The sequence below is a fragment of the Rhizobium sp. rho-13.1 genome (assembly GCF_007000305.1).
In the GTDB taxonomy this organism is placed as follows: domain Bacteria; phylum Pseudomonadota; class Alphaproteobacteria; order Rhizobiales; family Rhizobiaceae; genus Rhizobium; species Rhizobium rhododendri.
Genome location: NZ_SCFL01000017.1, coordinates 50,154 through 72,939, shown reverse-complemented (window position 1 = coordinate 72,939; position 22,786 = coordinate 50,154). Strand labels below are relative to the sequence as shown.

Genomic DNA, 22,786 nt, shown 5'->3' with positions numbered 1-22,786 from the left:
GTCACTGGCCTCGCAAAGATCGACGCTCAGGGAAAAACGCCGCTGGCTCAACTCGCTGATTTGCGTGCGGGGTCGCGCAGAGATTAAAGCAGCGACTTCAGATCATCCAGCTTGTCGTTGATCAGCCAGCCGTAATAATTCTCTTCAGGCCAGACAGGCTGGCTGGCGCCCCTGTTGCGCGCGGCAAGGGCCGTGGCGCGCTGACGGGAATTTCCTACATTATAGAGGGTGGCGGTGAGGCCCGGGTTGCCGGAAATATCCATGCCGGCGATCGAGCGGTAGTCGTCTATCGAGCGGCGGGCAGCGGCGGCAACGAAGGCGAGCGAGATATCCGGATCCATGATGGCGTGATAGACATCGCCGGCCTTGCGCTCGTCGAGCTTCGGGATGCCTGATGTTCGCGACACCATGTCAGACAGCATCAGTGCCGTCAGTGGATTGATCTGGCCGAGGCCAAAGGTCTGGCCAGCGTAGAAGGGCTGGAAGAATACGGCGCTGAAGCGATTGTTGGGAAAAGATTTTCCGTCGACGGTTTTTCCCTTGAAGGCGTCGTTCCAGACATCCTCGCGGCATGTCCAGAGGCTGTAGGAATCGCTTTTTCCGTTGCACTTGGCAAACTGTGGACGGGCGACGAAATCATCGACGTTCTCGCCATTGTAGGCGAACTTGAAGCTTTCGCCGGCGTAGGAAGCAGCCTTGACGTAGTAGGACTGCAGACCATCATAGGCATCGACATTATAGGTATGCTCGCCGACGAGTGCCCCGACAACATGGATGGGATCGATGCCATAAGCGCGCGACACGGCCTTGATCTTCGACATCAGCTTTGTATCGGTTGCCAGCAACTGGCGGACCTTCTGGTACTTGCGATCGAAACTGGAATTGGTGCCCTTGGTGCGGCGAACCGAGGCGCCTGGAATGTCCGGCTGCTCGGCATTGCGGTTGCCGGGCGGTACAGTGAGGATGCCGGCAGCCTTGGCAGGGATAGCGCCAAGGCTCAGGACAGCAACCAGAAGGGAAATGAGAATGCGTCGCACGATTGGCTGCCCCGTCGAAGGTTCATCGGTCTTTCCGGAGGCGTGGATCACAATCTTGGCCGAATAATGCCGACCCGACGCTGAAGCCCCAAGGAAACTGACCATCACCTAAAAAGTTAACGGCCCGGTGTCGAGGGGTCATGGTTGGAAAAGCCAGGAATAACGTCAGGGTGACTGCGGACGCCGAAAGTCTGTCAAACAGAAAGGACGCGACCTGCAGCATGTCAGGTCGCGTCCCTCGTTTATTACAAACTGGATATCGATGCGTCTGTGCGGCGCTGCGAAAGCGCGACCTTAGTTGCAGACGCGGATCTGTTCCCGGTGCCAGCCGTCGTCATACTGGTTCTGAACCGGGCGATCCTCGAACCAGCAGCGGGGCTGCGGCGGAGGTGGGGGCGGCGGTGCGTAACCATAACCACCGTCGTTGCCATTGGCCAAAGCGCCGCCGATCAGGCCGCCAAGTACGCCGGCGGCGATGCCACCGGCAATGATGCCGCCATTGTTATTGTGGTGATGGCGCCGCTGCGGGGGTGGCGGGCCACGGTCCCAGCCATCGTCCTGCGGAGGACGGCGGTATTGGGCTTCGGCAGTGCTTGCGGTGCTAAGCGCGCCTCCGGCGACCGACGCCAGGATCAGCATTGATAGAACGGTCTTCTTAAACATTGCCACCTCCACGAAGGCTCGGGAACTGGGCCTGAACCCAACGAATCTAAGCCAACTCATAGTGACTAATATATTTCATTTAGCTTAATGGCCGATGAATGCCGCGTTCATCGTGGGACCCCGATCCCGACACAAGGAGGGGACCGAGGGCAGCGCTGGCGCTAAAGGATGTAACGCGACAGATCGGTGTTGGCGGCGAGATCGCCGACGTGTTTCTGAACATAGGCCGCGTCGATAGTGAGCGACGCACCGCCGCGATCAGGTGCATTGTAGGAGATGTCGTCCAGCACGCGCTCCATCACAGTCTGGAGGCGACGGGCACCGATATTCTCGACCGAAGAGTTCAGGTGTACAGCGACATCCGCCAACGCGTCGAGCGCGTCATCGGTGAAATCGAGTGAGAAGCCTTCGGTGTCCATCAGCGCCTTGTACTGGCGGATGAGGCTTGCCTCCGTCTCGGTCAGGATGCGGCGCATGTCGTCTTTGCTGAGCGGCTTAAGCTCGACGCGGATCGGCAAGCGACCCTGGAGTTCGGGCAGCAGGTCCGATGGTTTGGAGACATGGAAGGCGCCCGATGCGATAAACAGGATATGGTCCGTTTTCACAGGTCCATACTTCGTCGATACGGTGGTGCCTTCTACCAGCGGCAGCAGATCGCGCTGGACGCCTTCGCGGGACACCCCCGCGCCGATGCCGCCCTCACGGGTAGCGATCTTGTCGATCTCGTCGAGGAAAACGATACCGTCGTTCTCGGCCGAGCGTACCGCTTCTCGCTGGACAACTTCATTATCGACCAGCTTGTCAGATTCATCCCGTATAAGATCGGCGTAGGAAGCCTTGACCGTGGTGCGGACCTTCTTGGTCTTGTTGCCCATGGCCTTGCCGAACATTTCAGACAGGTTGAGAACGCCGATATTGGCGCCGGGCATGCCGGGAATTTCGAAACCCGAACCGGCGGAAGCAGTATCGGCGATTTCGATGTCGATTTCCTTGTCGTCGAGTTCACCGTCCCGCAGCTTCTTGCGGAAGCTTTCGCGGGTGGCCGGCGAAGCAGTGGCGCCGACGAGAGCGTCGAGCACACGTTCCTCGGCGCTCATGTGGGCCTTCGATTCCACCTCGGCACGCATCTTCTCGCGCACCAGGCCGATGCCGACCTCGACGAGGTCACGGATGATCTGCTCGACGTCGCGGCCAACATAGCCGACTTCGGTGAACTTCGTGGCTTCGACCTTGATGAAGGGCGCACCGGCAAGCTTGGCGAGGCGACGGGAGATTTCCGTCTTGCCGACACCAGTCGGTCCGATCATCAGGATGTTCTTCGGCATGACTTCATCGCGCAGGTCGGGCTCCAGCTGCTGGCGACGCCAGCGATTGCGGAGCGCGATTGCGACGGCGCGCTTGGCCTCATGCTGGCCAATAATGTAACGGTCGAGTTCGGAGACGATCTCGCGGGGGGAGAAATTGTTCATTGTACTGCTTTCCCATCGGGGGCTGGAAACGATCAGGAGAGAAAACTCAGGCGTCGGAATTGATCGATTCGATGACAATGCTGTGGTTGGTGTAGACGCAGATGTCGGCGGCGATATCGAGCGCGCGGCGGGCGATCTCCTCGGCCGACTTGTCCGTGTCCATCAGCGCGCGAGCGGCGGCAAACGCATAGTTGCCACCGGAGCCGATAGCGACGGTGCCATGTTCCGGCTCCAGTACGTCGCCGTTGCCGGTCAGCGCCAGGGTGGTGGTCTTGTCGGCGACCAGCATCATCGCTTCGAGATTGCGCAGGTACTTGTCTGTCCGCCAATCCTTGGCAAGTTCGACGGCAGCGCGCATCAGCTGGCCCGGATATTGTTCGAGCTTCTTCTCCAGGCGGTCCAGCAGCGTGAAGGCATCGGCTGTGGCGCCGGCAAAACCGGCGATGACCTCGCCGTCCTTGCCGATGCGACGGACCTTGCGAGCGTTGCCTTTCATTATGGTCTGGCCGAGGCTGATCTGTCCGTCGCCTGCCATGACCACCTGGTTGCCCTTCCGGACGGTAATAATCGTTGTCATAAAGCACCTGTCTGCCCGATGATCGGGCGGTTTCAGTGGGCCGCGCATCGGCCCTGTTGAAGCCTATGTAAGTGGGCTTCCGGCGATTGCAAATATCACTCTTTTCGGTTCCGGTTCGCCTCACGCGGCAAAGGCGCGCCCGTCGTGCGGGAACTTCTGGATATTTTCGCATGTGGCTGATATGGACGGCCATTATCCGATGGAGCAGGCCATGGCAGACACCGCAGCCAACCGCACGGCGAGTATTTCCCGCGCGACCAACGAGACCTCGGTTTCGGTTACCGTCAACCTCGACGGCACCGGCGCTTCGAAAATCTCGACAGGCGTCGGGTTCTTCGACCATATGCTCGACCAGCTATCGCGCCATTCGCTAATCGACATGGAAATCGAGACCAAAGGCGATCTCCACGTCGACGATCATCATGCTGTCGAGGACACCGGTATTGCCATCGGCCAGGCGATCTCCAAGGCGCTGGGCGACCGGCGGGGCATCACCCGCTACGCCTCGATCGATCTTGCCATGGACGAGACGATGACCAAGGCCGCCGTCGATCTCTCCGGCCGACCCTTCCTCGTCTGGAACGTGCAGTTCAGTGCGCCGAAGATCGGAAGCTTCGACACAGAACTAGTGCGCGAGTTTTTCCAGGCACTGGCACAGAACGCCGGCATCACGTTGCATATTCTCAACCACTATGGCGCCAACAACCATCATATCGCTGAAACCTGCTTCAAGGCCGTGGCCCGTGCATTGCGGACGGCCACCGAGATTGATCCCCGCCAGGCGGGTCGCGTGCCATCGACCAAGGGCACCCTCGCCTGAACCGGAATTTTTAGCGGAGCGCCCCGATGGCGAGTTTTATAGTTCTGACACCCGAGAGCGGACCGGGCAGAGATCACGAGAAAACGCGCTTCGTACGCGATGGCTTTTCGCTGACCGCGTTCTTCTTTCCCGGCATCTGGCTGTTCTGCCATCGTTTCTGGCTGCTCGGGATAGGCGCCTTGCTTCTGCAGGGCATCGGGATGGAATTGATGCGGACGCCCGCTCTCTGGGCTGCCGGAGTGTCGCTGCTGCTTGCGGTCAGTGTCCTCTCTGCAGTTGAAGGGCGAATGCTGTTTGCCAGCCGCCTTTTGGCCAAAGGCTTCGTTGCCGGTGGCCTGGTGTCGGCGCGCAATCTCGCCGAGGCCGAAGATATCTATTTCAGTGGCCTTTCGGAGGAAGTGCCGGAGGATATCCGCGCTGCACGCTGGGATATTCGAGAAAACTCTGCAGGCAACCCCCACAAGGGTGCTGCCCTCGGCCTCATCGGCTACGACGGAGGACGCTGAGCAATGCGCGTTGTCATTATCGACTACGGCTCGGGCAACCTGCGCTCCGCCACTAAGGCCTTCGAGCGCGCTGCCCGAGAAATTGGCATCGACGCTGAGATCGAGCTGACCGACAAGGCCGAGCGCGTCGCCTCTGCCGACAGGATCGTGCTGCCGGGCGTTGGCGCTTACGCCGATTGCCGCCGCGGGCTTGGCGCCGTGGACGGCATGTCCGAGGCGCTGACGGAAGCCGTCGAACATAGGGCTCGGCCTTTCTTCGGCATTTGCGTCGGCATGCAGCTGATGTCGTCGCGCGGGCTGGAGAAGACCACCACGCAAGGTCTCGGCTGGATCAAGGGCGACGTCGTGGAAATGACGCCATCCGATCCATCGCTGAAAATCCCGCAGATCGGCTGGAACACGCTCGACCTGCGTCGTCCGCATGCGCTGTTCGACGGCATAAAGACGGGGCAGGACGGCCTGCATGCCTATTTCGTGCATTCCTACCACCTGGCAGCGACTGACGACGGTGACATCATCGCCACCACGAACTACGGCGGCGCGATGACGGCTTTCGTCGGGCGGGACAATATGGTGGGGGCCCAGTTCCACCCTGAGAAGAGCCAGACGCTCGGCCTTACCCTGATTTCCAATTTCCTGCGCTGGCAGCCCTGATGGCGCGCGCCCTGAACGGACCGACACGATGATCCTTTTTCCCGCCATCGACCTCAAGGACGGCCAGTGCGTGCGGCTGAAGCTCGGCGACATGGACCAGGCAACTGTCTATAATCCGGACCCGGCAGCACAGGCAAAGACCTTCCAGGACCAGGGTTTCGAGTGGTTGCACGTGGTCGATCTCAACGGTGCGTTTGCAGGCAAGAGCGTCAACGGCGACGCTGTCGATGCCATTCTCAAAGCGACCAGTAATCCGGTGCAACTCGGCGGCGGCATCCGGACGCTGGACCATATCGAAAGCTGGCTTTCGCGCGGTCTCGCCCGCGTCATTCTTGGAACCGTTGCAGTGCGCGATCCGGCGCTGGTCATCGAAGCTTGCCGCAAGTTTCCGGGCCAAGTCGCGGTCGGCATCGACGCCAAGGGTGGCAAGGTAGCTGTCGAGGGCTGGGCCGAAGCCTCGGAACTCGGCGTCATAGACCTCGCCCGGAAATTTGAAGGCGCTGGCGTCGCCGCGATCATCTACACGGACATCGACCGCGACGGCATTCTCGCCGGCATCAACTGGCCATCGACACTAGAACTGGCCGGGGCAGTTTCCATCCCCGTGATTGCCTCCGGCGGCCTGGCGTCGATCGACGACATCCGGCGCATGCTGCAACCGGACGCAGCCAAGCTCGAAGGCGCGATTTCCGGCCGAGCGCTTTACGATGGACGGATAGATCCGACCGAAGCGCTCAGGCTGATCAAGGATGCTCGCACCACGGAGGTGGCACTTTGACCCTCAAGGCGCGCATCATCCCATGCCTCGACGTCAAAGACGGACGCGTCGTCAAGGGTGTCAATTTCGTCGACCTAATCGATGCCGGCGATCCCGTCGAAGCCGCCAAGGCCTATGACGCGGCCGGTGCCGACGAACTTTGCTTTCTCGATATCACCGCCTCTTCCGACGGTCGCGATACCATTTTCGATGTTGTGGCTCAGACGGCAGAGCATTGCTTCATGCCGCTCACCGTCGGCGGCGGTGTCCGCGCCGTCTCCGATATTCGCCGGCTACTACTGGCGGGTGCCGACAAGGTGGCGATCAACTCCGCCGCCGTTGCAAATCCGGATTTCGTCGCGCAAGCCGCAGACAAATTCGGCAACCAGTGCATCGTCGTCTCGATCGATGCCAAGCGTCGCCGCAGCCAGGGCGTCGGCCAGGATAATGTGAGCGCCTGGGAGATCTATACCCATGGTGGGCGCAATGCGACAGGCATCGATGCGGTTGAATTTGCTGCGCGCATGGTGGAACGCGGCGCCGGCGAACTGCTGGTAACGTCTATGGATCGGGACGGCACGAAGAGTGGCTACGATCTGGAGTTGACGCGGGCGATTGCCGATGCCGTGCGCGTGCCGGTCATTGCATCCGGCGGCGTCGGCACGCTGGACGACCTTGTTGCCGGCGTCACAGAAGGTCACGCCACTGCCGTTCTGGCAGCATCGATTTTTCACTTCGGCACCTATTCGATCGGCGAGGCAAAGCGCTATATGTCGAAGCATGGCATAGCCATGCGGCTCGACTGACCGGGGGAAACGAGGCGAAATGAGCGGATTTACCCTTTCCGATCTGGAAAAGATCGTCGACCAGCGCTCTCGGGCGGGCTCCGATGAATCCTGGACTGCCAAGCTCGTCGCCGGAGGCCAGGCAAAGGCTGCCAAGAAGCTCGGTGAAGAGGCAATCGAGGCGGTGATGGCTGCCGTTGTCAACGATCGCGAGAACCTCACCTATGAGGCCGCTGATCTCCTGTACCATCTGATGGTGGTGCTGAAAATCGCCGAGATCCCTCTCAATGACGTTCTAGCCGAGCTTGAAAGACGCACTCTGCAATCCGGCCTCACTGAAAAGGCCGGTCGGCAGAGCTCATGACGTCACTCAGCAAGCCCGCATCTGCGCCCGAACCGCTGGACCATTTTCAGGCCAACGCCTATTCGCCCTATCATTTCTTCTCGTCCGGGGAGTGGGCGAAGTTTCGCGCCGATACGCCGTTGACCCTGACGGCCGACGAAGTCGACAGACTGCGGTCGATGGGCGATCCGATCGATCTCGACGAGGTCCGGCGCATCTATTTGTCCGTATCCCGGCTGCTTTCGGCCCACGTCGAATCGTCGCAAATCCTGTTTGAACAGCGAAATCGCTTTCTCAGCCTCGAAAATGTCGCCAAGACGCCTTTCGTTATCGGCATCGCGGGCTCGGTCGCCGTCGGCAAATCGACGACGGCGCGTATCCTGAAGGAACTGCTTGGCCGCTGGCCGTCCAGCCCTAAGGTCGACCTGATCACCACGGACGGATTTCTGCACCCCAATGCGGAATTGCAGCGGCGCAACCTGATGCAGCGCAAGGGCTTTCCCGACAGCTACGACACCGGGGCGCTGCTGCGCTTCCTGTCGGCGATCAAGGCCGGCCGGCCCAATGTGGCGGCTCCCTGCTACTCGCATCTGGTCTACGATGTGCTACCCAACGAATTCAAGATCGTCGACTGTCCGGACATCCTGATCTTCGAAGGCATAAACGTGCTGCAGTCCCGGCATCTGCCGGCCGACGGGAAGATCGTGCCGATGGTGTCGGACTTCTTCGACTTTTCGATCTACATCGACGCGGACGAAAAGCTGGTCCGCAAATGGTACGTGCGACGCTTCATGAAATTGCGTGAAACGGCCTTCCGTGACCCGAACTCGTTTTTCCACCGCTATGCGTCGATCACCGAGGAAGAGGCTCTCCTGACCGCCGAAGGCCTCTGGAAGAACATCAATTTGCGGAACCTGCGACAGAATATCCTGCCGACGCGGCCGCGGGCGGACCTGATCCTGCGCAAGGGTCAGGATCATCTGATCGAACAGGTGGCTCTCCGCAAACTTTAGCGGTGTCCGGACAATCGCCAATCCGGCGTTCGTCCCTCCAGATATTCCAGCATGTCCAGGCGGCAACAATCGTCGGCACGAGGACGCCGATCAGTGGCAGGCTCCGGACGAGGATATGATTGACCAGCGGGTAAAACCAGGCGACCCCCAACAAGATGGTCGGTTCCCGACGTTTGCAGAAGAACAGCGCCGCCGCGGCGCTCAGCGGTATTGCATCGTAAACATACCCGTAAGGGGTGGCGACGATCGCCAGAACCGCCGTGAGACAGGCGCGCGTGGCATGATCGACGCGGAGGCGTGGCCGCCAAAGCCAACATGCCGCCGCGATGCTGGCAGCGGAAAAGACGGCTTGGACCGCATAGGCAGCGCCGACCCCCAATCCCAGCGATCGGGAGAGCAGAAATGACGTCATACCGTTGCTTTGATAGCCTTGCGGGTATGGCGCCTCGAGGATTGCGGTCATCATCGGCCGCGTCTTGGTGAAAAACAGCACCCAGCTTTCCAAGCCGAATACGGCACCTGCCATCACGGCCAGAAACGAGGCGGTCACGGCTGCGGCGACGATGGAGCGGTAGTTTCCGCTTGCCAGCAGGCAGAACGGTACCAATAGCCCTATCTGTGGTTTTACTGTCAGCAGACCAAGGATAATGCCCGCAATGACGGGTCGAGACGGCGCGAGTAGCAGTCCGGATAGCAGCAAGGCAGCGGTTAGCGCGCCGTTTTGACCAAATATCACGTTCATCACAGCGGCCGGAGATATGATGACTAGAAGGCGCACCCATAGTGGAAGCGAGAGCATTTGCAGGGAGGCGAACAGCAGCAACAATGTTGCAAATGTCCAGACGAGATAGGCGGGCAGCAGCGGTAAACCGGCAAGCGGCAGACCCAACAGCAGGAAGGACGGCGGGTAACTCCATTCCTGGTCCGGCATGCACGGTGATATCAAGGCCCTCAAGTCATGCCTATAAATATCGACATTGAAGAGATCGGCAACCTGTCCCCTGAGCGCCAAGACGGCACCGCCCCAGAGATTGGTGAAATCCCAGTACGGTAATTTCTGCGAAACCTCGGAAAGGCCGTGCGCGTCTAACGTCCATAAAAGGAAAAGTTGTCGGACACCGAGATACAGGCCTAAGACCACGACATACACGGCGAGTCCCCGCGCAAATGCATGTCTGTCAGTCATGTCGAGGTCCCCGGGTTTCCTGCAAACTATGGCTTCACGCGTCTTAATGTGAGGTTTATGCGACCGCCGCTCCTGAGCAGCGTCGAGGTTGACGGGTAGATGCGGTCGACACCGTGGAAGCAGAGCCTGCCTTCGCCTCCCAGCACGACGATATCGCCGCTGGCAAGCTTGATGGACGATGTCTTGTCAGTCCTGGAGGCCCCGCCGATGCGGAAGAGACAGCTGTTGCCGAGCGAGATGGAGACGACGGGTGCGCCCAGATCCTGCTCGTCCTTGTCCTGATGAAGACCCATCTTTGCGTCGTCGTCGTAAAAATTGACGAGGCAGGCTTCCGGCGGCTTTTCATAGCCGGCCACCTCGACCCAAAGCGCCAGCAGAGACTCCGGGATTGCCGGCCATGGCCGCTCGGTGCCCGGATGGGTCGATTGATACCGATAGCCCCGCTGCTTGTCCGTGACCCAGCCAAGCGGGCCGCAGTTTGTCATGCGCACCGACATCGGCTTGCCGGTGCCGGGCATGGCCGGAACGAATAGCGGCGCCTCGGCGACAACCGCGCGGATCTGCTCGACCAGCGCCTCCTGCGCAGTGCGATCGAGATAACCCGGCAGGTGACGAATTCCGTTCGACAGCATCATGGTCGGTGCTCCGCGATCATCCTGACAGTGATTTGGGGTGACGAATGCCGACAAACAGTGCTCAATCGCTGCCGTCGGATTTTCCGCGCAATTTCTTTACCTCGGAGCGCCCGGACTTCGCCTTCAACCGGCGTTCGACGGATCCCTTGGTAGGCCGGGTCTTACGACGGGGCGGCGGAGGCGGCAACGCCGCCTCGAGGATCAGTTCCTTCAGGCGGTCGCGGGCATCCTCCCGGTTACGGTCCTGGCTTCGGAAACGGCTTGCCTCGATCATCAGCACGCCGTCCTTCGACAGCCGCCGGCCAGCCAGCTTGATGGCATTGGCTTTGACACGTTCACTCAGCGACGGCGAGTTGACGAGGGTGAAGAACAGCTGAACAGCAGTCGACACCTTGTTGACGTTCTGGCCCCCGGGACCACCGGCAAGAACGAACTGTTCCGTCAGTTCCCAGCCGGCGATGGTGATCCGGTCGTTGATGTAAAGTGCGTCGCTGGCCATTGGTCTCTCCAGGCCCGTCTATCCCATATTGCCGGACGCTTGAAAACAGGGGAGCGCGCAAAAGCTAAACCCGGCGGAAAGACCGCCGGGTTTCACGTGAATCACCAAATACGGATGCCTATTCGGCGGCAACCCGCATGCCCGGTGCTGCGTCGCGCACTCCCCCATCGACATGTTGCTCGAACTTCGTGAAGTTGGTAACGAACATCTGCACGAGCTTGCTGGCCTGGGCATCGTAGGCTGCAGGATCGGCCCAGGTGGAGCGCGGATCGAGGATATTGCCATCTACGCCCGCGACCGAAACCGGCACGGCAAAACCGAAGTTCGGATCGATGCGGAACTCCGCCTTGTCCAGGTCGCCCTTCAGTGCGGCAGCGAGCAGTGCCCGTGTTGCCTTGATGGGCATGCGGCGGCCGGTGCCATAGGCGCCACCTGTCCAGCCGGTGTTGACCAACCAGCAGTCGACGCCATGACGGCCAATCAGCTCTTTCAGGAGATTGCCGTATTCGGCCGGATGACGTGGCATGAACGGGGCGCCAAAACAGGTCGAGAAAGTAGCTTCCGGCTCGGTGACGCCCTTTTCGGTTCCTGCGACCTTGGCGGTGTAGCCGGACAGGAAATGATACATGGCCTGGTCGGGTGTCAGCCGGGCAATCGGAGGCATGACGCCAAATGCGTCGGCGGTTAGCATGATAATCGTCTGTGGGTGGCCGGTCATGCCGCTTTCCGAGGCATTCGGAATGAAGTGCAGCGGATAGGCACTGCGGGTATTTTCCGTCAGCGAGCCATCGTCGAGGTCGGGCACGCCCTCTGCATCGAGCACGACATTTTCCAGAACCGTGCCAAACCTGCGCGTAGTGTCGTAAATCTCAGGCTCTGCTTCTGCCGACAATCGGATGGTCTTGGCGTAGCAGCCGCCTTCGAAATTGAAGATACCATTTTCGCCCCAGCCATGTTCGTCATCGCCGATCAGCGTACGGCTGGGATCGGCAGATAACGTGGTCTTGCCGGTGCCCGACAGCCCGAAGAAGACAGCGGCGTCTCCATCTGGACCGACATTTGCCGAGCAATGCATCGGCATGACGTTGCGGGCCGGCAAGAGGTAGTTCAGCACCGTGAAGACGGCCTTCTTCATTTCGCCAGCGTAGGACGTGCCGCCGATCAGCACCAGGCCCCTGGTGAAGTCGCAGGCGATCACGGTTTCCGTCCGGCAACCATGGCGTTCCGGATCTGCGCGAAAACTGGGAAGGTCGATGATCGTCAGCCTGGGCACGAAGTTTGCCAAGGTCGCCCTATCCGGCCGGATCAACAGATTACGAATGAACAGCGAATGCCAGGCAAATTCCGTGATCACGCGCGACGGCAGCGCGTAGTCGACATCGGCACCGCCGACCAGGTCCTGCACGAACAGGGACAACCCGCCGGCGTGGGCAAGCATGTCCTGGTGCAATTGCGCAAAGTGCGCCGGCGACATGGGCTTGTTGTTGTCCCACCATATCTGGTCCTCCGTGGTTTCGTCGCGGACCACGAACTTGTCTTTTGGGGAACGGCCGGTGTGCTGGCCTGTCAGCGCACGAAGCGCACCGTGGGCGGTCAATTCGGCCTCGCCGCGTCGAATCGCCTCTTCGTAAAGCTGCGCTTCGGGCAGATTGTATCGAACGCTGGCGACGCTGCCCAATCCGATTGTTTCCAGACCGACTGCCGGGTTGTGGTCTCCAAAAACTTGCATCGCCATTTCATCCCCTGTTCCGGCAATCGCCATTGAATGATGACAGCCTTAAGAGCAAAAACTTGGAGGCGCAAGAGAGAAAAATCTTAAAAGATCAATGTTTTCAAATATTTAATCGATTTAAATTTCTGTCACATTATTTAAATCGTTTGAATTTTGTCGTTTGGTAATTTTATCGCCACAACTTTTGGTACCCGAGAATGTCCTCGAAAATATCGACCCTTTATCTTTGCCACAATTTGTTCCACCTTTATCCTCCATAAGCGCGCCTGGTTGAGGCCGATCAATTCGGCAGACCGCCTGGGTCGGGGTCCAATTCCGGGAGATGCGCTTAGATGACGGAGACCAACAGCATGCTGACAATCGCGCTCGTAGACGACGACCGCAATATCCTCACCTCGGTCTCCATCGCTCTGGAAGCCGAAGGATACAAGGTCGAGACCTACACGGACGGGGCTTCCGCTCTTGACGGGCTTCTGGCGCGGCCGCCGCAGCTGGCGATCTTCGATATCAAGATGCCGCGCATGGACGGCATGGAGCTTCTTCGTCGCCTTCGTCAGAAATCCGACATCCCGGTCATCTTCCTCACCTCGAAAGACGAGGAAATCGATGAGTTGTTCGGGTTGAAGATGGGCGCCGATGACTTCATCACCAAGCCTTTCTCGCAGCGCTTGCTCGTGGAACGCGTCAAGGCGGTCCTGCGTCGCGCCTCCAACCGCGAAGCTTCGGCGACAGCCGGTAATAGCGGTGGCACACCGAAGGCCGGCGCCGTGCTGCAGGCGCGCTCGCTCGAGCGCGGCCAGCTGGTCATGGACCAGGAACGCCATACCTGCACCTGGAAGGGTGAACCGGTCACGCTGACCGTGACGGAATTCTTGATCCTGCACTCGCTTGCACAGCGGCCCGGCGTGGTCAAAAGTCGCGATGCACTGATGGATGCTGCCTATGACGAACAGGTCTATGTCGACGACCGGACGATCGACAGCCACATCAAGCGGCTGCGCAAGAAATTCAAGATGGTCGATACGGATTTCGATATGATTGAAACGCTCTACGGAGTCGGATATCGCTTCCGCGAAGCTGCCTGAGGCTGAAGCTTCGATGGCGGATACGTATGGGGTGAGCTGGCGGAAATACCGGCCACGCCCTTCGAAAGGGCCGCGGCGTGGCACAGCTTGTGCAGCATAGGGATACGGAAGAGGCGGAGGGACAGGCCGGCAGCCGCTGGACGCATCCGTTCACGCTGATCCGCCGCATTTTCGGCAACGCCGTTTTTTCCAGCCTCACGCGCCGCATCCTGTTCTTCAACCTTGCGGCGCTCATCGTGCTGGTTGGCGGCATTCTCTATCTCAACCAGTTTCGCGAGGGCCTGATCGATGCCCGTGTCGAAAGCCTCTTGACGCAAGGCGAAATCATCGCCGGCGCAGTCTCCGCATCCGCCTCGGTCGACACCAACTCGATCACCATCGATCCGGAAAAGCTACTCGAGTTGCAGGCCGGCCAGAGCATCACGCCGGCGCCCAACGACGATGACCTGGAGTTCCCGATCGATCCGGAAAAGGTAGCACCGGTGCTGCGGAGGCTTATTTCGCCGACCCGCACCCGGGCTCGCATTTTCGATGCCGATGCCAACCTGCTGCTGGATTCGCGTCATCTCTATTCGCGCGGGCAAGTATTGCGTTACGATCTGCCGCCGGTCGACGACGAAGTCCAGAGCTGGTCGGACTGGTTCAGCGGACTTCTCAACAAAATGCTGCAACCGGCCAACCTGCCGGTCTACAAGGAGGCCCCCGGCGGCGACGGTTCCATCTATCCCGAGGTGATGAACGCACTCACCGGTGTGCGGGGCGCAGTTGTCCGCAGCACGGAAAAGGGCGAGCTGATCGTTTCCGTCGCCGTCCCTGTGCAGCGCGCCCGCGCCGTGCTTGGCGTCCTGCTTCTGTCCACCCAGGCCGGCGATATCGACAAGATCGTTCACGCAGAACGACTGGCTATCATGCGCGTCTTCGGCGTCGCGACGCTGGTCAATGTGGCGCTGTCGCTGCTGTTGTCATCGACGATCGCCAATCCGCTGCGGCGGCTGTCGGCTGCGGCCATCCGGGTGCGAAGAGGCTCGAAAGTGCGTGAGGAAATCCCTGATTTTTCCGCTCGCCAGGACGAAATCGGCAATCTGTCGATTGCGCTCAGGGAAATGACGACTGCCCTCTATGATCGCATCGATGCCATCGAAAGCTTTGCGGCCGATGTCAGCCACGAACTGAAGAACCCGCTGACATCCCTGCGCAGCGCCGTCGAAACGCTGCCGCTCGCGCGCAACGACGATTCCAAGAAGCGGTTGATGGATGTCATCCAGCACGATGTCCGGCGGCTCGATCGACTGATCAGCGACATCTCCGACGCATCGCGGCTGGATGCCGAACTGGCGCGCAGCGATGCCGAGCAGATCGACATGGAAGTGCTGCTGCGTGACATGGTCGACCTGTCGCAGCAGGTACGCCACAGCAAGAAAGCCGTGGAGATCGACTACGTCGTCGACCGCAAGCCGGGCGCGAAAACACGCTTCCTCATCAACGGCCACGAACTGCGCATCAGCCAGATCATCACCAACCTGATCGAAAATGCCAGGTCCTTCGTCCCAGCCGACGGCGGCAAGATCGCCGTGCGCCTGTCACGGACGCGAACACGTTGCCTGGTGCACATCGAAGACAACGGTCCCGGCATCCAGGCGGAAGACATCGACAGGATTTTCGAGCGTTTCTACACAGACAGACCTGAAGCCGAAGGATTTGGACAGAATTCCGGGCTCGGCCTGTCGATCAGCCGGCAGATTGCCGAGGCGCACAGCGGTTCGCTGAGGGCGGAAAACATCATCGATGCCGACACCGGAAAATCGCGCGGCGCTCGCTTTATCCTGTCCCTCCCCGCCGAGGCCAGCGTCTGATGCAGGTAGCGGTCAACATCCATGCCACCGCTATCGTGGTCGGCGCGACCGGGCTGCTCTTTCTCGGACCCTCCGGCATCGGAAAATCGGCCCTCGCCTTTGCCTGTCTCGCATCGGCCAGACAGTTGGGGCTGTCGTCGGCGCTGGTAGCTGACGATCGCGTGCTTGTCTCGCGTCGCGACGGCAGCGTCGTTGCTGAATGTCCACCGTCCATCGCAGGGCTCATCGAGATCCGCGGCACCGGGATCCTGCGGATCGGCAGCGTCCTTTCCAACCAGATGCATTTCGCAGTCTTGCCTGTCGACCTTGCGACCGCCGAAAGGCTTCCGCCTGAAGGTGCCGAGATCGAGGTGTCCGAGGGCATTGTTTTGCCGGCGATCCACCTTTCAAAAACAAGTATCAATCCGCTTGCCATCATCATGGCGATGCATCCGCAGTGCTTCTGATGGCGGCAACCCGAGCAAAGGATGAGGGCCAATCTCTTGATTTTACGCTTGCACTTCGGCTTTTCATGGCCAAGATGTCCCCCCACCGGTGGACGCGATTGCTGCGTTGCGATAAGGGCCACCTGTTTGCTTATGCGATGGGAGCAGTAATATCATGATCGGACTTGTGCTTGTCACACATGGCAAGCTGGCTGAAGAGTTTCGTCATGCCGTCGAGCATGTCGTTGGTCCGCAGAAATTCATCGAAACCGTCTCCATCGGCCCGGAAGACGATATGGATCGCCGGAGACAGGACATCATCCAGGCCGTCGCCGGTGCCGATGACGGCCACGGAGTGATCATCCTCACAGATATGTTTGGCGGCACGCCCTCCAACCTGGCGATCTCGGTGATGAACAGCGGCCATACGGAAGTCATTGCCGGCGTCAACCTCCCGATGCTGATAAAACTGGCTGGCGTGCGCGGCGAAAACAATATGGAAAAGGCGCTGGTCGAAGCATCGGAAGCCGGACGGAAATATATCAATGTGGCCAGCCGCGTCTTGAGCGGCAAGTGACGGAACGGCTATCTCGCCCATGACATCGCATTCCCGCGAACTGCTCATCATCAATAAACGTGGCCTGCATGCCCGCGCCTCGGCAAAATTCGTCCAGACCGTCGAAGCCTTCGATGCCGCTATCACGGTCTCCAGGGATGGAACTACCGTGGGGGGGAATTCGATCATGGGCCTTATGATGCTTGCTGCAAGCCCAGGCTGCAGCGTGCTGGTCACCGCCAGCGGAAACCAGGCGGAAGAAGCGCTTAACGCCCTGGATGCCCTGATTGCCAACAAATTTGGCGAGGAAATGTAAACCGTAAATCATATAAAGACATAAAGACTTCTTTATATGCTGGTTGCATTTTGCCGTCCGGCCTGCTAGACGGGGTCACTGTCGGCGCGACTGCGCCCCAAAAATCCCCCACGCATTCCGTCGCCGCAAGCCGGTGGTCCGGGTGCCCTGTCCAGGCTGGAGAATTCAATGAGCACTGACAAGGACTACGTTGTCGCCGATATCGCGCTTGCCGACTTTGGTCGCAAGGAAATCGATATTGCCGAAACCGAAATGCCGGGACTGATGTCCTGCCGCGAGGAATTCGGCCCGACGCAGCCGCTTAAGGGCGCGCGCATCACCGGTTCGCTTCACATGACCATCCAGACGGCCGTGCTGATCGAAACCCTGGTCAAGCTGGGTGCGGAAGTTCGCTGGGCTTCCTGCAACATCTTCTCGACCCAGGACCATGCTGCCGCCGCGATTGCCGCCTCGGGCATTCCGGTCTTCGCCATCAAGGGTGAATCCCTTGAGGACTACTGGACCTACACCGACCGGATCTTCCAGTGGGCCGACGGTGGCTTTTCCAACATGATCCTCGACGATGGCGGCGATGCCACCATGTACATCCTTCTCGGCGCCCGTGCCGAAGCCGGCGAAGATGTACTTTCGACGCCGACTTCCGAGGAGGAAGTCATCCTCATGGCCCAGATCAAGAAGCGCATGGCCGCTTCGCCGGGCTGGTTCACCAAGCAGCGCGATGCCATCAAGGGCGTTACCGAAGAAACCACGACAGGCGTTCATCGCCTCTACGAACTCAGCCAGAAGGGCCTGCTGCCCTTCCCGGCGATCAACGTCAACGACAGCGTCACCAAGTCGAAGTTCGACAACAAGTACGGTTGCAAGGAATCGCTGGTCGACGGCATCCGCCGCGGTACCGACGTGATGATGGCCGGCAAGGTTGCCGTTGTCTGCGGTTACGGTGACGTCGGCAAGGGTTCGGCCGCTTCGCTTCTCGGCGCCGGCGCTCGCGTCAAGGTCACGGAAGTCGACCCGATCTGCGCCCTGCAGGCTGCTATGGATGGCTTTGAAGTCGTTACGCTCGAAGACGTCGTCTCTTCGGCCGACATCTTCATCACCACCACCGGCAACAAGGACGTCATCCGCATCGAGCACATGCGCGAGATGAAGGACATGGCGATCGTCGGCAACATCGGCCATTTCGATAACGAAATCCAGGTCGCTTCGCTGAAGAACCTGAAGTGGACGAACATCAAGCCGCAGGTCGACATGATCGAGTTCCCCAAGGGCAACCGCATGATCCTGCTGTCGGAAGGCCGCCTGCTGAACCTCGGTAACGCCACCGGCCATCCTTCCTTCGTGATGTCGGCATCGTTCACCAACCAGACGCTGGCCCAGATCGAACTGTTCACCAAGCCTGGCGAGTACAAGAACGACGTCTACGTTCTGCCGAAGCACCTCGACGAAAAGGTCGCCCGCCTGCATCTCGCCAAGCTCGGCGTCAAGCTGACCGAACTTTCGACAGAGCAGGCTGCCTATATCGGCGTCCCGGCTCAGGGCCCCTTCAAGGCTGACCACTACAGGTACTAATTTTACCCTCTATATCCACAACATCTTGTGGCCGCAGCATTGACAAATGCTGCGGCTTCTTTTTTGGGCAGGAGTCTTTTCGCGGAATCGTTAAAACTGTATCCTTTTGGGACTTGATTCGCATTGAACCGAGCTTCGGGACCCTGCGAAATTGGGATGTCTTGTCGAGATACGGCACATTACAGGACGGAGACAGACCGCTGATGGAAATGAACGAAAGCCTGCCAGAGCAGGCTGACGCGCGACCCTGCGGTCCAGTCCTGCCAAGGCAAGACGAAACAAGGGCGGCTGATGACAATCGCCAGCGCGCGCCGCGTAAATCGTCGCGCTTCGTCGCCATATTATCCTTCCTTGCTTCCGGAACGGCCATCGCTGCACTCGCAGGCCCGGCGCTGGCCCAGGCGCAGATGCCGGTAGCCGCCCGATTGTTCACATCCTCAGAAATGGTCACCTTCTCGGTGGTGATCGGCGTCGTCTCTGCCGCTCTGTTGTCGACGCTATGGCTCGTCCGCCAGCGTGGCAACCTAGAGACCGAAAGCCGCGAGATCCGCACGGCACTGTCGGACGCCAACCAGCGCATATCCCGCTATCAGGCACTGATCGCCGACAAGAACCGCCGCATTGTCATCTGGGACGGGCCCAACACACGGCCGGAACTGCTGGGTCAGCTTCCTGTCGAAACCGGCGCTCCGCAAGACAACGAGTTTCTGGCATTCGGGCGCTGGATGAAATCATGGTCGGCAGGCGATCTCGACAAGGCGATCGACAAGCTGCGCAGCAGCGGCCAAGGCTTCGACATGGTCGTCGAGACCAACCGCGACGAAATTCTCGAAGCGCAGGGCCGGATCTCCGGCGGGCGGGCTTTTGTGCGCTTTGTCGCGCTGAACAACCTCCGTGCCGAATTGGCTGAAATCAAGATCGAGCGGGACCGATTGCTGACGTCGATCTCGGCCTTTCAGAACCTGCTCGATGCCATCGACCTTCCCGTCTGGCAGCGCGATCCAGACGGCAAGCTGACATGGGTCAATCATGCCTATGGCGAAGCCGTGGAAGCTGTTTCACCGGAGGAAGCGATCCGCGAGGGTCGTGAGTTCCTGAGCACCATCGCCCGCGAACGCATCCGCGCCTCCGCAACACCCGACTCGCCTTTCCACGACAAGATTTCGACTGTCGTCCGCGGCAACCGTACATTTTTCGACGTAGTCGACGTGCGCGCCCGCAGCGGTTCGGCAGGCATGGCAATCGACGTGTCGGAGACCGAGGCTGTCCGCGCCGAACTACAGCGCACGCTGAAGAGCCATGCCGAGACGCTCGACCATCTGGCGACACCCGTTGCCATCTTCGACGGTAACCGTCGTCTGCAATTCTACAACCAGGCCTTCGTGCAGCTCTGGGAACTCGATATCTCGTTCCTGGAATCGAAGCCCGACAATAGTGAACTGCTGGACCGGCTGCGCGCTGCCAAGAAGCTGCCGGAACCGCTGAACTGGAAGACTTGGAAGGAAAGTGTGCTTTCCGTCTACCGGGCGCTGGATACGCAATCCGACCTCTGGCATCTGCCGAACGGCCAGATCCTGCGCGTTTTCGCGACCGCGCATCCCCAGGGTGGCGCCACCTGGGTGTTCGAAAATCTCACCGAGCAGGTCGATCTCGAAACACGCTACAATACGCTCGTCAAGGTCCAGGGCGAGACCATCGACCACCTTTCGGAAGGTGTTGCGGTGTTCGGGCCCGACGGTCGCATGCGGCTGTCCAACCCGGCGTTCCGCGCGCTATGGGGCATCAGCGAGACGGAAGCCAAGCCCGGGACCCATATCCGCATGGTGGCCGATGCCTGCCTTGCCTCCTATGACAAGCCGGATGGCTGGAAATCCTTTGCGGAGCAGATTACCAGCTTCAACGACGAGCGACCTTCTTCGCAAGGGACGCTCGAGCTATTCTCTGGGCTGGTGCTCGATTATGCGGTGACACCGCTGCCGAATGCCCAGACGATGCTGACTTTCGTCAATATGACGGACAGCGTCCGCGCCGAGCGCGCCTTGACGGAAAAGAACGAGGCGCTGCGCAAGGCAGACGAACTGAAGAACGACTTCGTCCAGCACGTGTCCTACGAACTGCGCTCGCCGCTGACCAACATCATCGGCTTCACCGACCTCCTGAAAACGCCCGGTATCGGACCGCTAAGCGAGCGGCAGGCCGAGTATATCGACCATATCGCCACATCTTCGTCGGTGCTGCTGACGCTCGTCAACGACATTCTCGATCTGGCGACCGTCGATGCTGGTATCATGCGGCTCAATTGCAGCAACATCCTGCTCGATGACCTTTTGGATGACGTCTCGCTGCAAATCGCGGACAGGCTGCAGGAGAGTGGCGTCACGCTGGAAATCATTGTTCCAGCACAACTTGGCAGCGTCGTTGCCGACCAGCAGCGCCTGAAGCAGATTTTGCTGAAGCTTCTCAACAATGCCGCCAATTTTGCGCCCGAAGGCTCGGTCATTTCGCTGAAATGCCATCGTGACGGCACCGACTTCCTGTTTTCTGTCGCCGATCAGGGCCCGGGCATCCCGGAAGATGTGATGGGAACGGTATTCAAACGCTTCGCGTCCAACGGCAAGGGCGGAAAGCGCAGCGGCGCCGGTCTGGGGCTCTCGATCGTCGAAAGTTTCGTCAGCCTGCATAACGGCCAAGTTTCCATCGACAGCCAGCCCGGCAAGGGAACCATCGTGCGCTGCCGCATTCCGTCTGCCGACGTGCCGCAATCGATTGCCGCTGCCGAGTGACGTCCATGGACGCCCCGATCTCGGTCTTTCTGCAAGATGACGCGGCGACACGCCAACTCGGCGAAGATCTGGCGCTCGCGCTTACGGTGGGCGACTGCCTGGCGCTGAGCGGCGATCTTGGCGCAGGCAAATCGGCGCTGGCACGCGCTTTTCTGCGGGCGATGGCCGACGACGAGGGGCTGGAAGTGCCTAGCCCGACGTTCACGCTTGTCCAGTCCTATGCGCTGCGCATTCCGGTTTCGCATTTCGATCTCTATCGTCTGGGCGATCCGACGGAACTCGTGGAACTGGGTTTCGACGAAGCGCTCGATGCTGGTATCTGCCTGGTCGAATGGCCTGAAATGGCGGAGACGGAATTACCCGGAAGTCGTATTACACTTCGTCTCGAGACCGAAGGCCAAGGGCGCCGCGCGACTATATCGGCACCGCCAGGCCAGGCAGCCCGCATCCGGCGCGTGTTGAATATCCGCTCGTTTCTCGACGAGAGCGGGCTTGCAGGCGCGGAACGTCGCTTCCTGACAGGCGATGCGTCGATGCGCGCTTATGAATCGATCTACCCTGCCGACGGAAGCAATCGCATCATCCTGATGGACTGGCCACGCCGTCCGGAGGGACCCCCGGTGCTGGACGGCAAACCTTACCCCAAGGTCGCGCACCTTGCCGAAGACGCTTATCCCTTCGTAGCGATCGCGGGCATGCTGCGGGACAACGGTTTCGCCACGCCGGAAATCTATCATGTCGACTACAAGCAAGGCATTCTGCTGATCGAGGACCTCGGCACCGATGGTGTTCTCGACACGCACGGAAGACCCATCCCGGAGCGATATCAAGCCGGCGTTGCCTGCCTGGCACTGCTGCACGGGCTTACCCTGCCCCGGGATATCGTGGTGACTTCAGATCATGTCCACCATATTCCGGATTTCGACCGCACGGCGACGGGCATGGAAGCCCGCCTGCTGCTCGACTGGTACCTGCCCTGGAAACGCGGCGAAGCTGCCAGCGACACGGAACGCGCAGAATATCTGGCAATCTGGGACGATCTCATCGACCAGCTCGCCGCCTCGGAGAAGAGCCTGCTGCTACGCGACCTGCATTCCCCGAACATCATCTGGCGCGGCGAGGACGTCGGTATTCGCCGCATCGGCCTGATCGACTTCCAGGACGCAATGATCGGGCCGACGGCCTATGACCTGGCATCTCTCGTACAGGACGCCCGCGTCACCATCGAGCGGCCGCTGTTCGAGCAACTGATGGGTGACTACCTGGCGCTCCGTCGCGCCCAGCCAGGCTTCGACGAGCCGTTGTTCCTGAAAAGCTGGGCTATCATGTCGGCGCAGCGCAACTGCAAGCTGGCCGGACTGTGGGTCAGGTTGAAGCAGCGGGATGGAAAGCCGGGCTATCTCCAGCATATGCCGCGTACCCTCACCTACCTGCAGGCTGCATTCGAGCACGAAACGCTTGCCCCCTTGCGCGATTGGTGCGCAAGGGCTGGTATAGGCGCAGGCGAATCATAAATACCGGAT

General features: G+C 60.0%; 23 protein-coding genes. 15 read left to right on the top strand and 8 right to left on the bottom strand.

From position 1 onward, the window contains the following. Window positions 1–83 precede the first annotated feature (83 nt). From EQW76_RS24640 to hslV, 4 genes are all read right to left on the bottom strand, one after another. Window positions 84–1,037: a DUF1402 family protein gene (locus EQW76_RS24640; protein WP_142828640.1), complete on the bottom strand. Its 954-nt coding sequence runs from the start codon at window positions 1,035–1,037 to the stop codon at window positions 84–86. A gap of 294 nt (window positions 1,038–1,331) precedes the next feature. Continuing rightward, a complete protein-coding gene (locus EQW76_RS24635) occupies window positions 1,332–1,700 on the bottom strand; it encodes a hypothetical protein (RefSeq protein WP_142828642.1) in 369 nt (122 codons plus the stop codon). Window positions 1,701–1,861: 161 nt separating this feature from the next. Further along, the gene (hslU, locus tag EQW76_RS24630) at window positions 1,862–3,169 is read right to left on the bottom strand and encodes an ATP-dependent protease ATPase subunit HslU (protein WP_142828644.1); all 1,308 of its coding nucleotides are present in this window, start codon (window positions 3,167–3,169) and stop codon (window positions 1,862–1,864) included. A 46-nt stretch (window positions 3,170–3,215) separates the two neighbouring features. Then, on the bottom strand, window positions 3,216–3,746 hold the full coding sequence (gene hslV / locus EQW76_RS24625; protein ID WP_143123326.1) for an ATP-dependent protease subunit HslV: 531 nt from the start codon (window positions 3,744–3,746) through the stop codon (window positions 3,216–3,218). 211 nt (window positions 3,747–3,957) lie between these two features. On the opposite strand from hslV, the gene hisB reads away from it, so the two are divergent. From hisB to coaA, 7 genes are read left to right on the top strand one after another with little or no spacing between them, the layout of a single operon-like run. Beyond that, window positions 3,958–4,566, top strand: coding sequence for an imidazoleglycerol-phosphate dehydratase HisB (hisB, locus tag EQW76_RS24620; protein WP_142828809.1), 609 nt, complete (start codon window positions 3,958–3,960; stop codon window positions 4,564–4,566). A 26-nt stretch (window positions 4,567–4,592) separates the two neighbouring features. Further along, window positions 4,593–5,072: a DUF2628 domain-containing protein gene (locus EQW76_RS24615; RefSeq protein WP_142828647.1), complete on the top strand. Its 480-nt coding sequence runs from the start codon at window positions 4,593–4,595 to the stop codon at window positions 5,070–5,072. Between the two features lie 3 nt (window positions 5,073–5,075). After that, window positions 5,076–5,726 (top strand): imidazole glycerol phosphate synthase subunit HisH, encoded by a 651-nt coding sequence (gene hisH, locus EQW76_RS24610; protein WP_142828649.1) that lies wholly within the window; start codon window positions 5,076–5,078, stop codon window positions 5,724–5,726. A gap of 28 nt (window positions 5,727–5,754) precedes the next feature. Further along, window positions 5,755–6,504, top strand: coding sequence for a 1-(5-phosphoribosyl)-5-[(5-phosphoribosylamino)methylideneamino]imidazole-4-carboxamide isomerase (gene hisA / locus EQW76_RS24605; protein WP_142828651.1), 750 nt, complete (start codon window positions 5,755–5,757; stop codon window positions 6,502–6,504). Further along, on the top strand, window positions 6,501–7,289 hold the full coding sequence (gene hisF, locus EQW76_RS24600; protein ID WP_142828653.1) for an imidazole glycerol phosphate synthase subunit HisF: 789 nt from the start codon (window positions 6,501–6,503) through the stop codon (window positions 7,287–7,289). The genes hisA and hisF overlap by 4 nt, the downstream gene beginning before the upstream one ends. A gap of 19 nt (window positions 7,290–7,308) precedes the next feature. Next, complete coding sequence (locus EQW76_RS24595; RefSeq protein ID WP_142828655.1) at window positions 7,309–7,632, top strand: phosphoribosyl-ATP diphosphatase; 324 nt, start codon at window positions 7,309–7,311, stop codon at window positions 7,630–7,632. After that, window positions 7,629–8,624 carry a type I pantothenate kinase gene (gene coaA, locus EQW76_RS24590; RefSeq protein WP_142828657.1) on the top strand — a complete coding sequence of 332 codons (996 nt, stop codon included), beginning with the start codon at window positions 7,629–7,631 and terminating at the stop codon, window positions 8,622–8,624. Before EQW76_RS24595 ends, coaA begins: the two co-directional genes overlap by 4 nt. Here the strand turns inward: coaA and EQW76_RS24585 are convergent. The 4 genes from EQW76_RS24585 to EQW76_RS24570 all read right to left on the bottom strand — a co-directional run bounded on the left by EQW76_RS24585 (window position 8,512) and on the right by EQW76_RS24570 (window position 12,673). Then, window positions 8,512–9,810 (bottom strand): glycosyltransferase family 87 protein, encoded by a 1,299-nt coding sequence (locus EQW76_RS24585; RefSeq protein ID WP_143123325.1) that lies wholly within the window; start codon window positions 9,808–9,810, stop codon window positions 8,512–8,514. The two genes, coaA and EQW76_RS24585, sit on opposite strands and share 113 nt — an antisense overlap. A 26-nt stretch (window positions 9,811–9,836) precedes the next feature. Next, the gene (locus tag EQW76_RS24580) at window positions 9,837–10,445 is read right to left on the bottom strand and encodes an alpha-ketoglutarate-dependent dioxygenase AlkB (RefSeq protein WP_142828661.1); all 609 of its coding nucleotides are present in this window, start codon (window positions 10,443–10,445) and stop codon (window positions 9,837–9,839) included. A 61-nt stretch (window positions 10,446–10,506) separates the two neighbouring features. After that, window positions 10,507–10,944, bottom strand: a complete 438-nt coding sequence (gene arfB / locus EQW76_RS24575) for an alternative ribosome rescue aminoacyl-tRNA hydrolase ArfB (protein ID WP_142828663.1) — start codon at window positions 10,942–10,944, stop codon at window positions 10,507–10,509. A 118-nt stretch (window positions 10,945–11,062) separates the two neighbouring features. Continuing rightward, entirely contained in the window at window positions 11,063–12,673 is a 1,611-nt protein-coding gene (locus EQW76_RS24570; protein ID WP_142828811.1) for a phosphoenolpyruvate carboxykinase, read from the bottom strand. 353 nt (window positions 12,674–13,026) lie between these two features. Here EQW76_RS24570 and EQW76_RS24565 point away from each other — a divergent pair, with 353 nt between their 5' ends. From EQW76_RS24565 to tsaE, 8 genes are all read left to right on the top strand, one after another. Beyond that, entirely contained in the window at window positions 13,027–13,761 is a 735-nt protein-coding gene (locus EQW76_RS24565) for a response regulator transcription factor (protein ID WP_202617211.1), read from the top strand. Between the two features lie 77 nt (window positions 13,762–13,838). Then, complete coding sequence (locus EQW76_RS24560) at window positions 13,839–15,614, top strand: sensor histidine kinase (RefSeq protein ID WP_142828665.1); 1,776 nt, start codon at window positions 13,839–13,841, stop codon at window positions 15,612–15,614. Further along, entirely contained in the window at window positions 15,614–16,060 is a 447-nt protein-coding gene (locus EQW76_RS24555; protein ID WP_142828667.1) for an HPr kinase/phosphorylase, read from the top strand. Before EQW76_RS24560 ends, EQW76_RS24555 begins: the two co-directional genes overlap by 1 nt. A gap of 154 nt (window positions 16,061–16,214) precedes the next feature. Next, on the top strand, window positions 16,215–16,616 hold the full coding sequence (locus tag EQW76_RS24550) for a PTS sugar transporter subunit IIA (protein ID WP_111222149.1): 402 nt from the start codon (window positions 16,215–16,217) through the stop codon (window positions 16,614–16,616). 19 nt (window positions 16,617–16,635) lie between these two features. Continuing rightward, window positions 16,636–16,911: an HPr family phosphocarrier protein gene (locus tag EQW76_RS24545; protein WP_111222148.1), complete on the top strand. Its 276-nt coding sequence runs from the start codon at window positions 16,636–16,638 to the stop codon at window positions 16,909–16,911. Between the two features lie 168 nt (window positions 16,912–17,079). Then, window positions 17,080–18,480 carry an adenosylhomocysteinase gene (gene ahcY, locus EQW76_RS24540; RefSeq protein WP_142828668.1) on the top strand — a complete coding sequence of 467 codons (1,401 nt, stop codon included), beginning with the start codon at window positions 17,080–17,082 and terminating at the stop codon, window positions 18,478–18,480. Window positions 18,481–18,680: 200 nt separating this feature from the next. Next, window positions 18,681–21,263 (top strand): PAS domain-containing sensor histidine kinase, encoded by a 2,583-nt coding sequence (locus tag EQW76_RS24535; RefSeq protein WP_202617210.1) that lies wholly within the window; start codon window positions 18,681–18,683, stop codon window positions 21,261–21,263. Beyond that, complete coding sequence (tsaE, locus tag EQW76_RS24530; RefSeq protein ID WP_142828670.1) at window positions 21,260–22,777, top strand: tRNA (adenosine(37)-N6)-threonylcarbamoyltransferase complex ATPase subunit type 1 TsaE; 1,518 nt, start codon at window positions 21,260–21,262, stop codon at window positions 22,775–22,777. The genes EQW76_RS24535 and tsaE overlap by 4 nt, the downstream gene beginning before the upstream one ends. The last annotated feature ends 9 nt before the right edge of the window (window positions 22,778–22,786 follow it).

Bases quoted from the DNA above. Each gene is read 5' to 3' on its own strand.
- EQW76_RS24635 (WP_142828642.1), bottom strand. From the start codon at position 1,700: ATGTTTAAGAAGACCGTTCTATCAATGCTGATCCTGGCGTCGGTCGCC.
- hslU (WP_142828644.1), bottom strand. From the start codon at position 3,169: ATGAACAATTTCTCCCCCCGCGAGATCGTCTCCGAACTCGACCGTTAC.
- hslV (WP_143123326.1), bottom strand. From the start codon at position 3,746: ATGACAACGATTATTACCGTCCGGAAGGGCAACCAGGTGGTCATGGCA.
- hisB (WP_142828809.1), top strand. From the start codon at position 3,958: ATGGCAGACACCGCAGCCAACCGCACGGCGAGTATTTCCCGCGCGACC.
- EQW76_RS24615 (WP_142828647.1), top strand. From the start codon at position 4,593: ATGGCGAGTTTTATAGTTCTGACACCCGAGAGCGGACCGGGCAGAGAT.
- hisH (WP_142828649.1), top strand. From the start codon at position 5,076: ATGCGCGTTGTCATTATCGACTACGGCTCGGGCAACCTGCGCTCCGCC.
- hisA (WP_142828651.1), top strand. From the start codon at position 5,755: ATGATCCTTTTTCCCGCCATCGACCTCAAGGACGGCCAGTGCGTGCGG.
- EQW76_RS24595 (WP_142828655.1), top strand. From the start codon at position 7,309: ATGAGCGGATTTACCCTTTCCGATCTGGAAAAGATCGTCGACCAGCGC.
- coaA (WP_142828657.1), top strand. From the start codon at position 7,629: ATGACGTCACTCAGCAAGCCCGCATCTGCGCCCGAACCGCTGGACCAT.
- EQW76_RS24585 (WP_143123325.1), bottom strand. From the start codon at position 9,810: ATGACTGACAGACATGCATTTGCGCGGGGACTCGCCGTGTATGTCGTG.
- EQW76_RS24580 (WP_142828661.1), bottom strand. From the start codon at position 10,445: ATGATGCTGTCGAACGGAATTCGTCACCTGCCGGGTTATCTCGATCGC.
- arfB (WP_142828663.1), bottom strand. From the start codon at position 10,944: ATGGCCAGCGACGCACTTTACATCAACGACCGGATCACCATCGCCGGC.
- EQW76_RS24570 (WP_142828811.1), bottom strand. From the start codon at position 12,673: ATGCAAGTTTTTGGAGACCACAACCCGGCAGTCGGTCTGGAAACAATC.
- EQW76_RS24565 (WP_202617211.1), top strand. From the start codon at position 13,027: ATGCTGACAATCGCGCTCGTAGACGACGACCGCAATATCCTCACCTCG.
- EQW76_RS24555 (WP_142828667.1), top strand. From the start codon at position 15,614: ATGCAGGTAGCGGTCAACATCCATGCCACCGCTATCGTGGTCGGCGCG.
- EQW76_RS24550 (WP_111222149.1), top strand. From the start codon at position 16,215: ATGATCGGACTTGTGCTTGTCACACATGGCAAGCTGGCTGAAGAGTTT.
- EQW76_RS24545 (WP_111222148.1), top strand. From the start codon at position 16,636: ATGACATCGCATTCCCGCGAACTGCTCATCATCAATAAACGTGGCCTG.
- ahcY (WP_142828668.1), top strand. From the start codon at position 17,080: ATGAGCACTGACAAGGACTACGTTGTCGCCGATATCGCGCTTGCCGAC.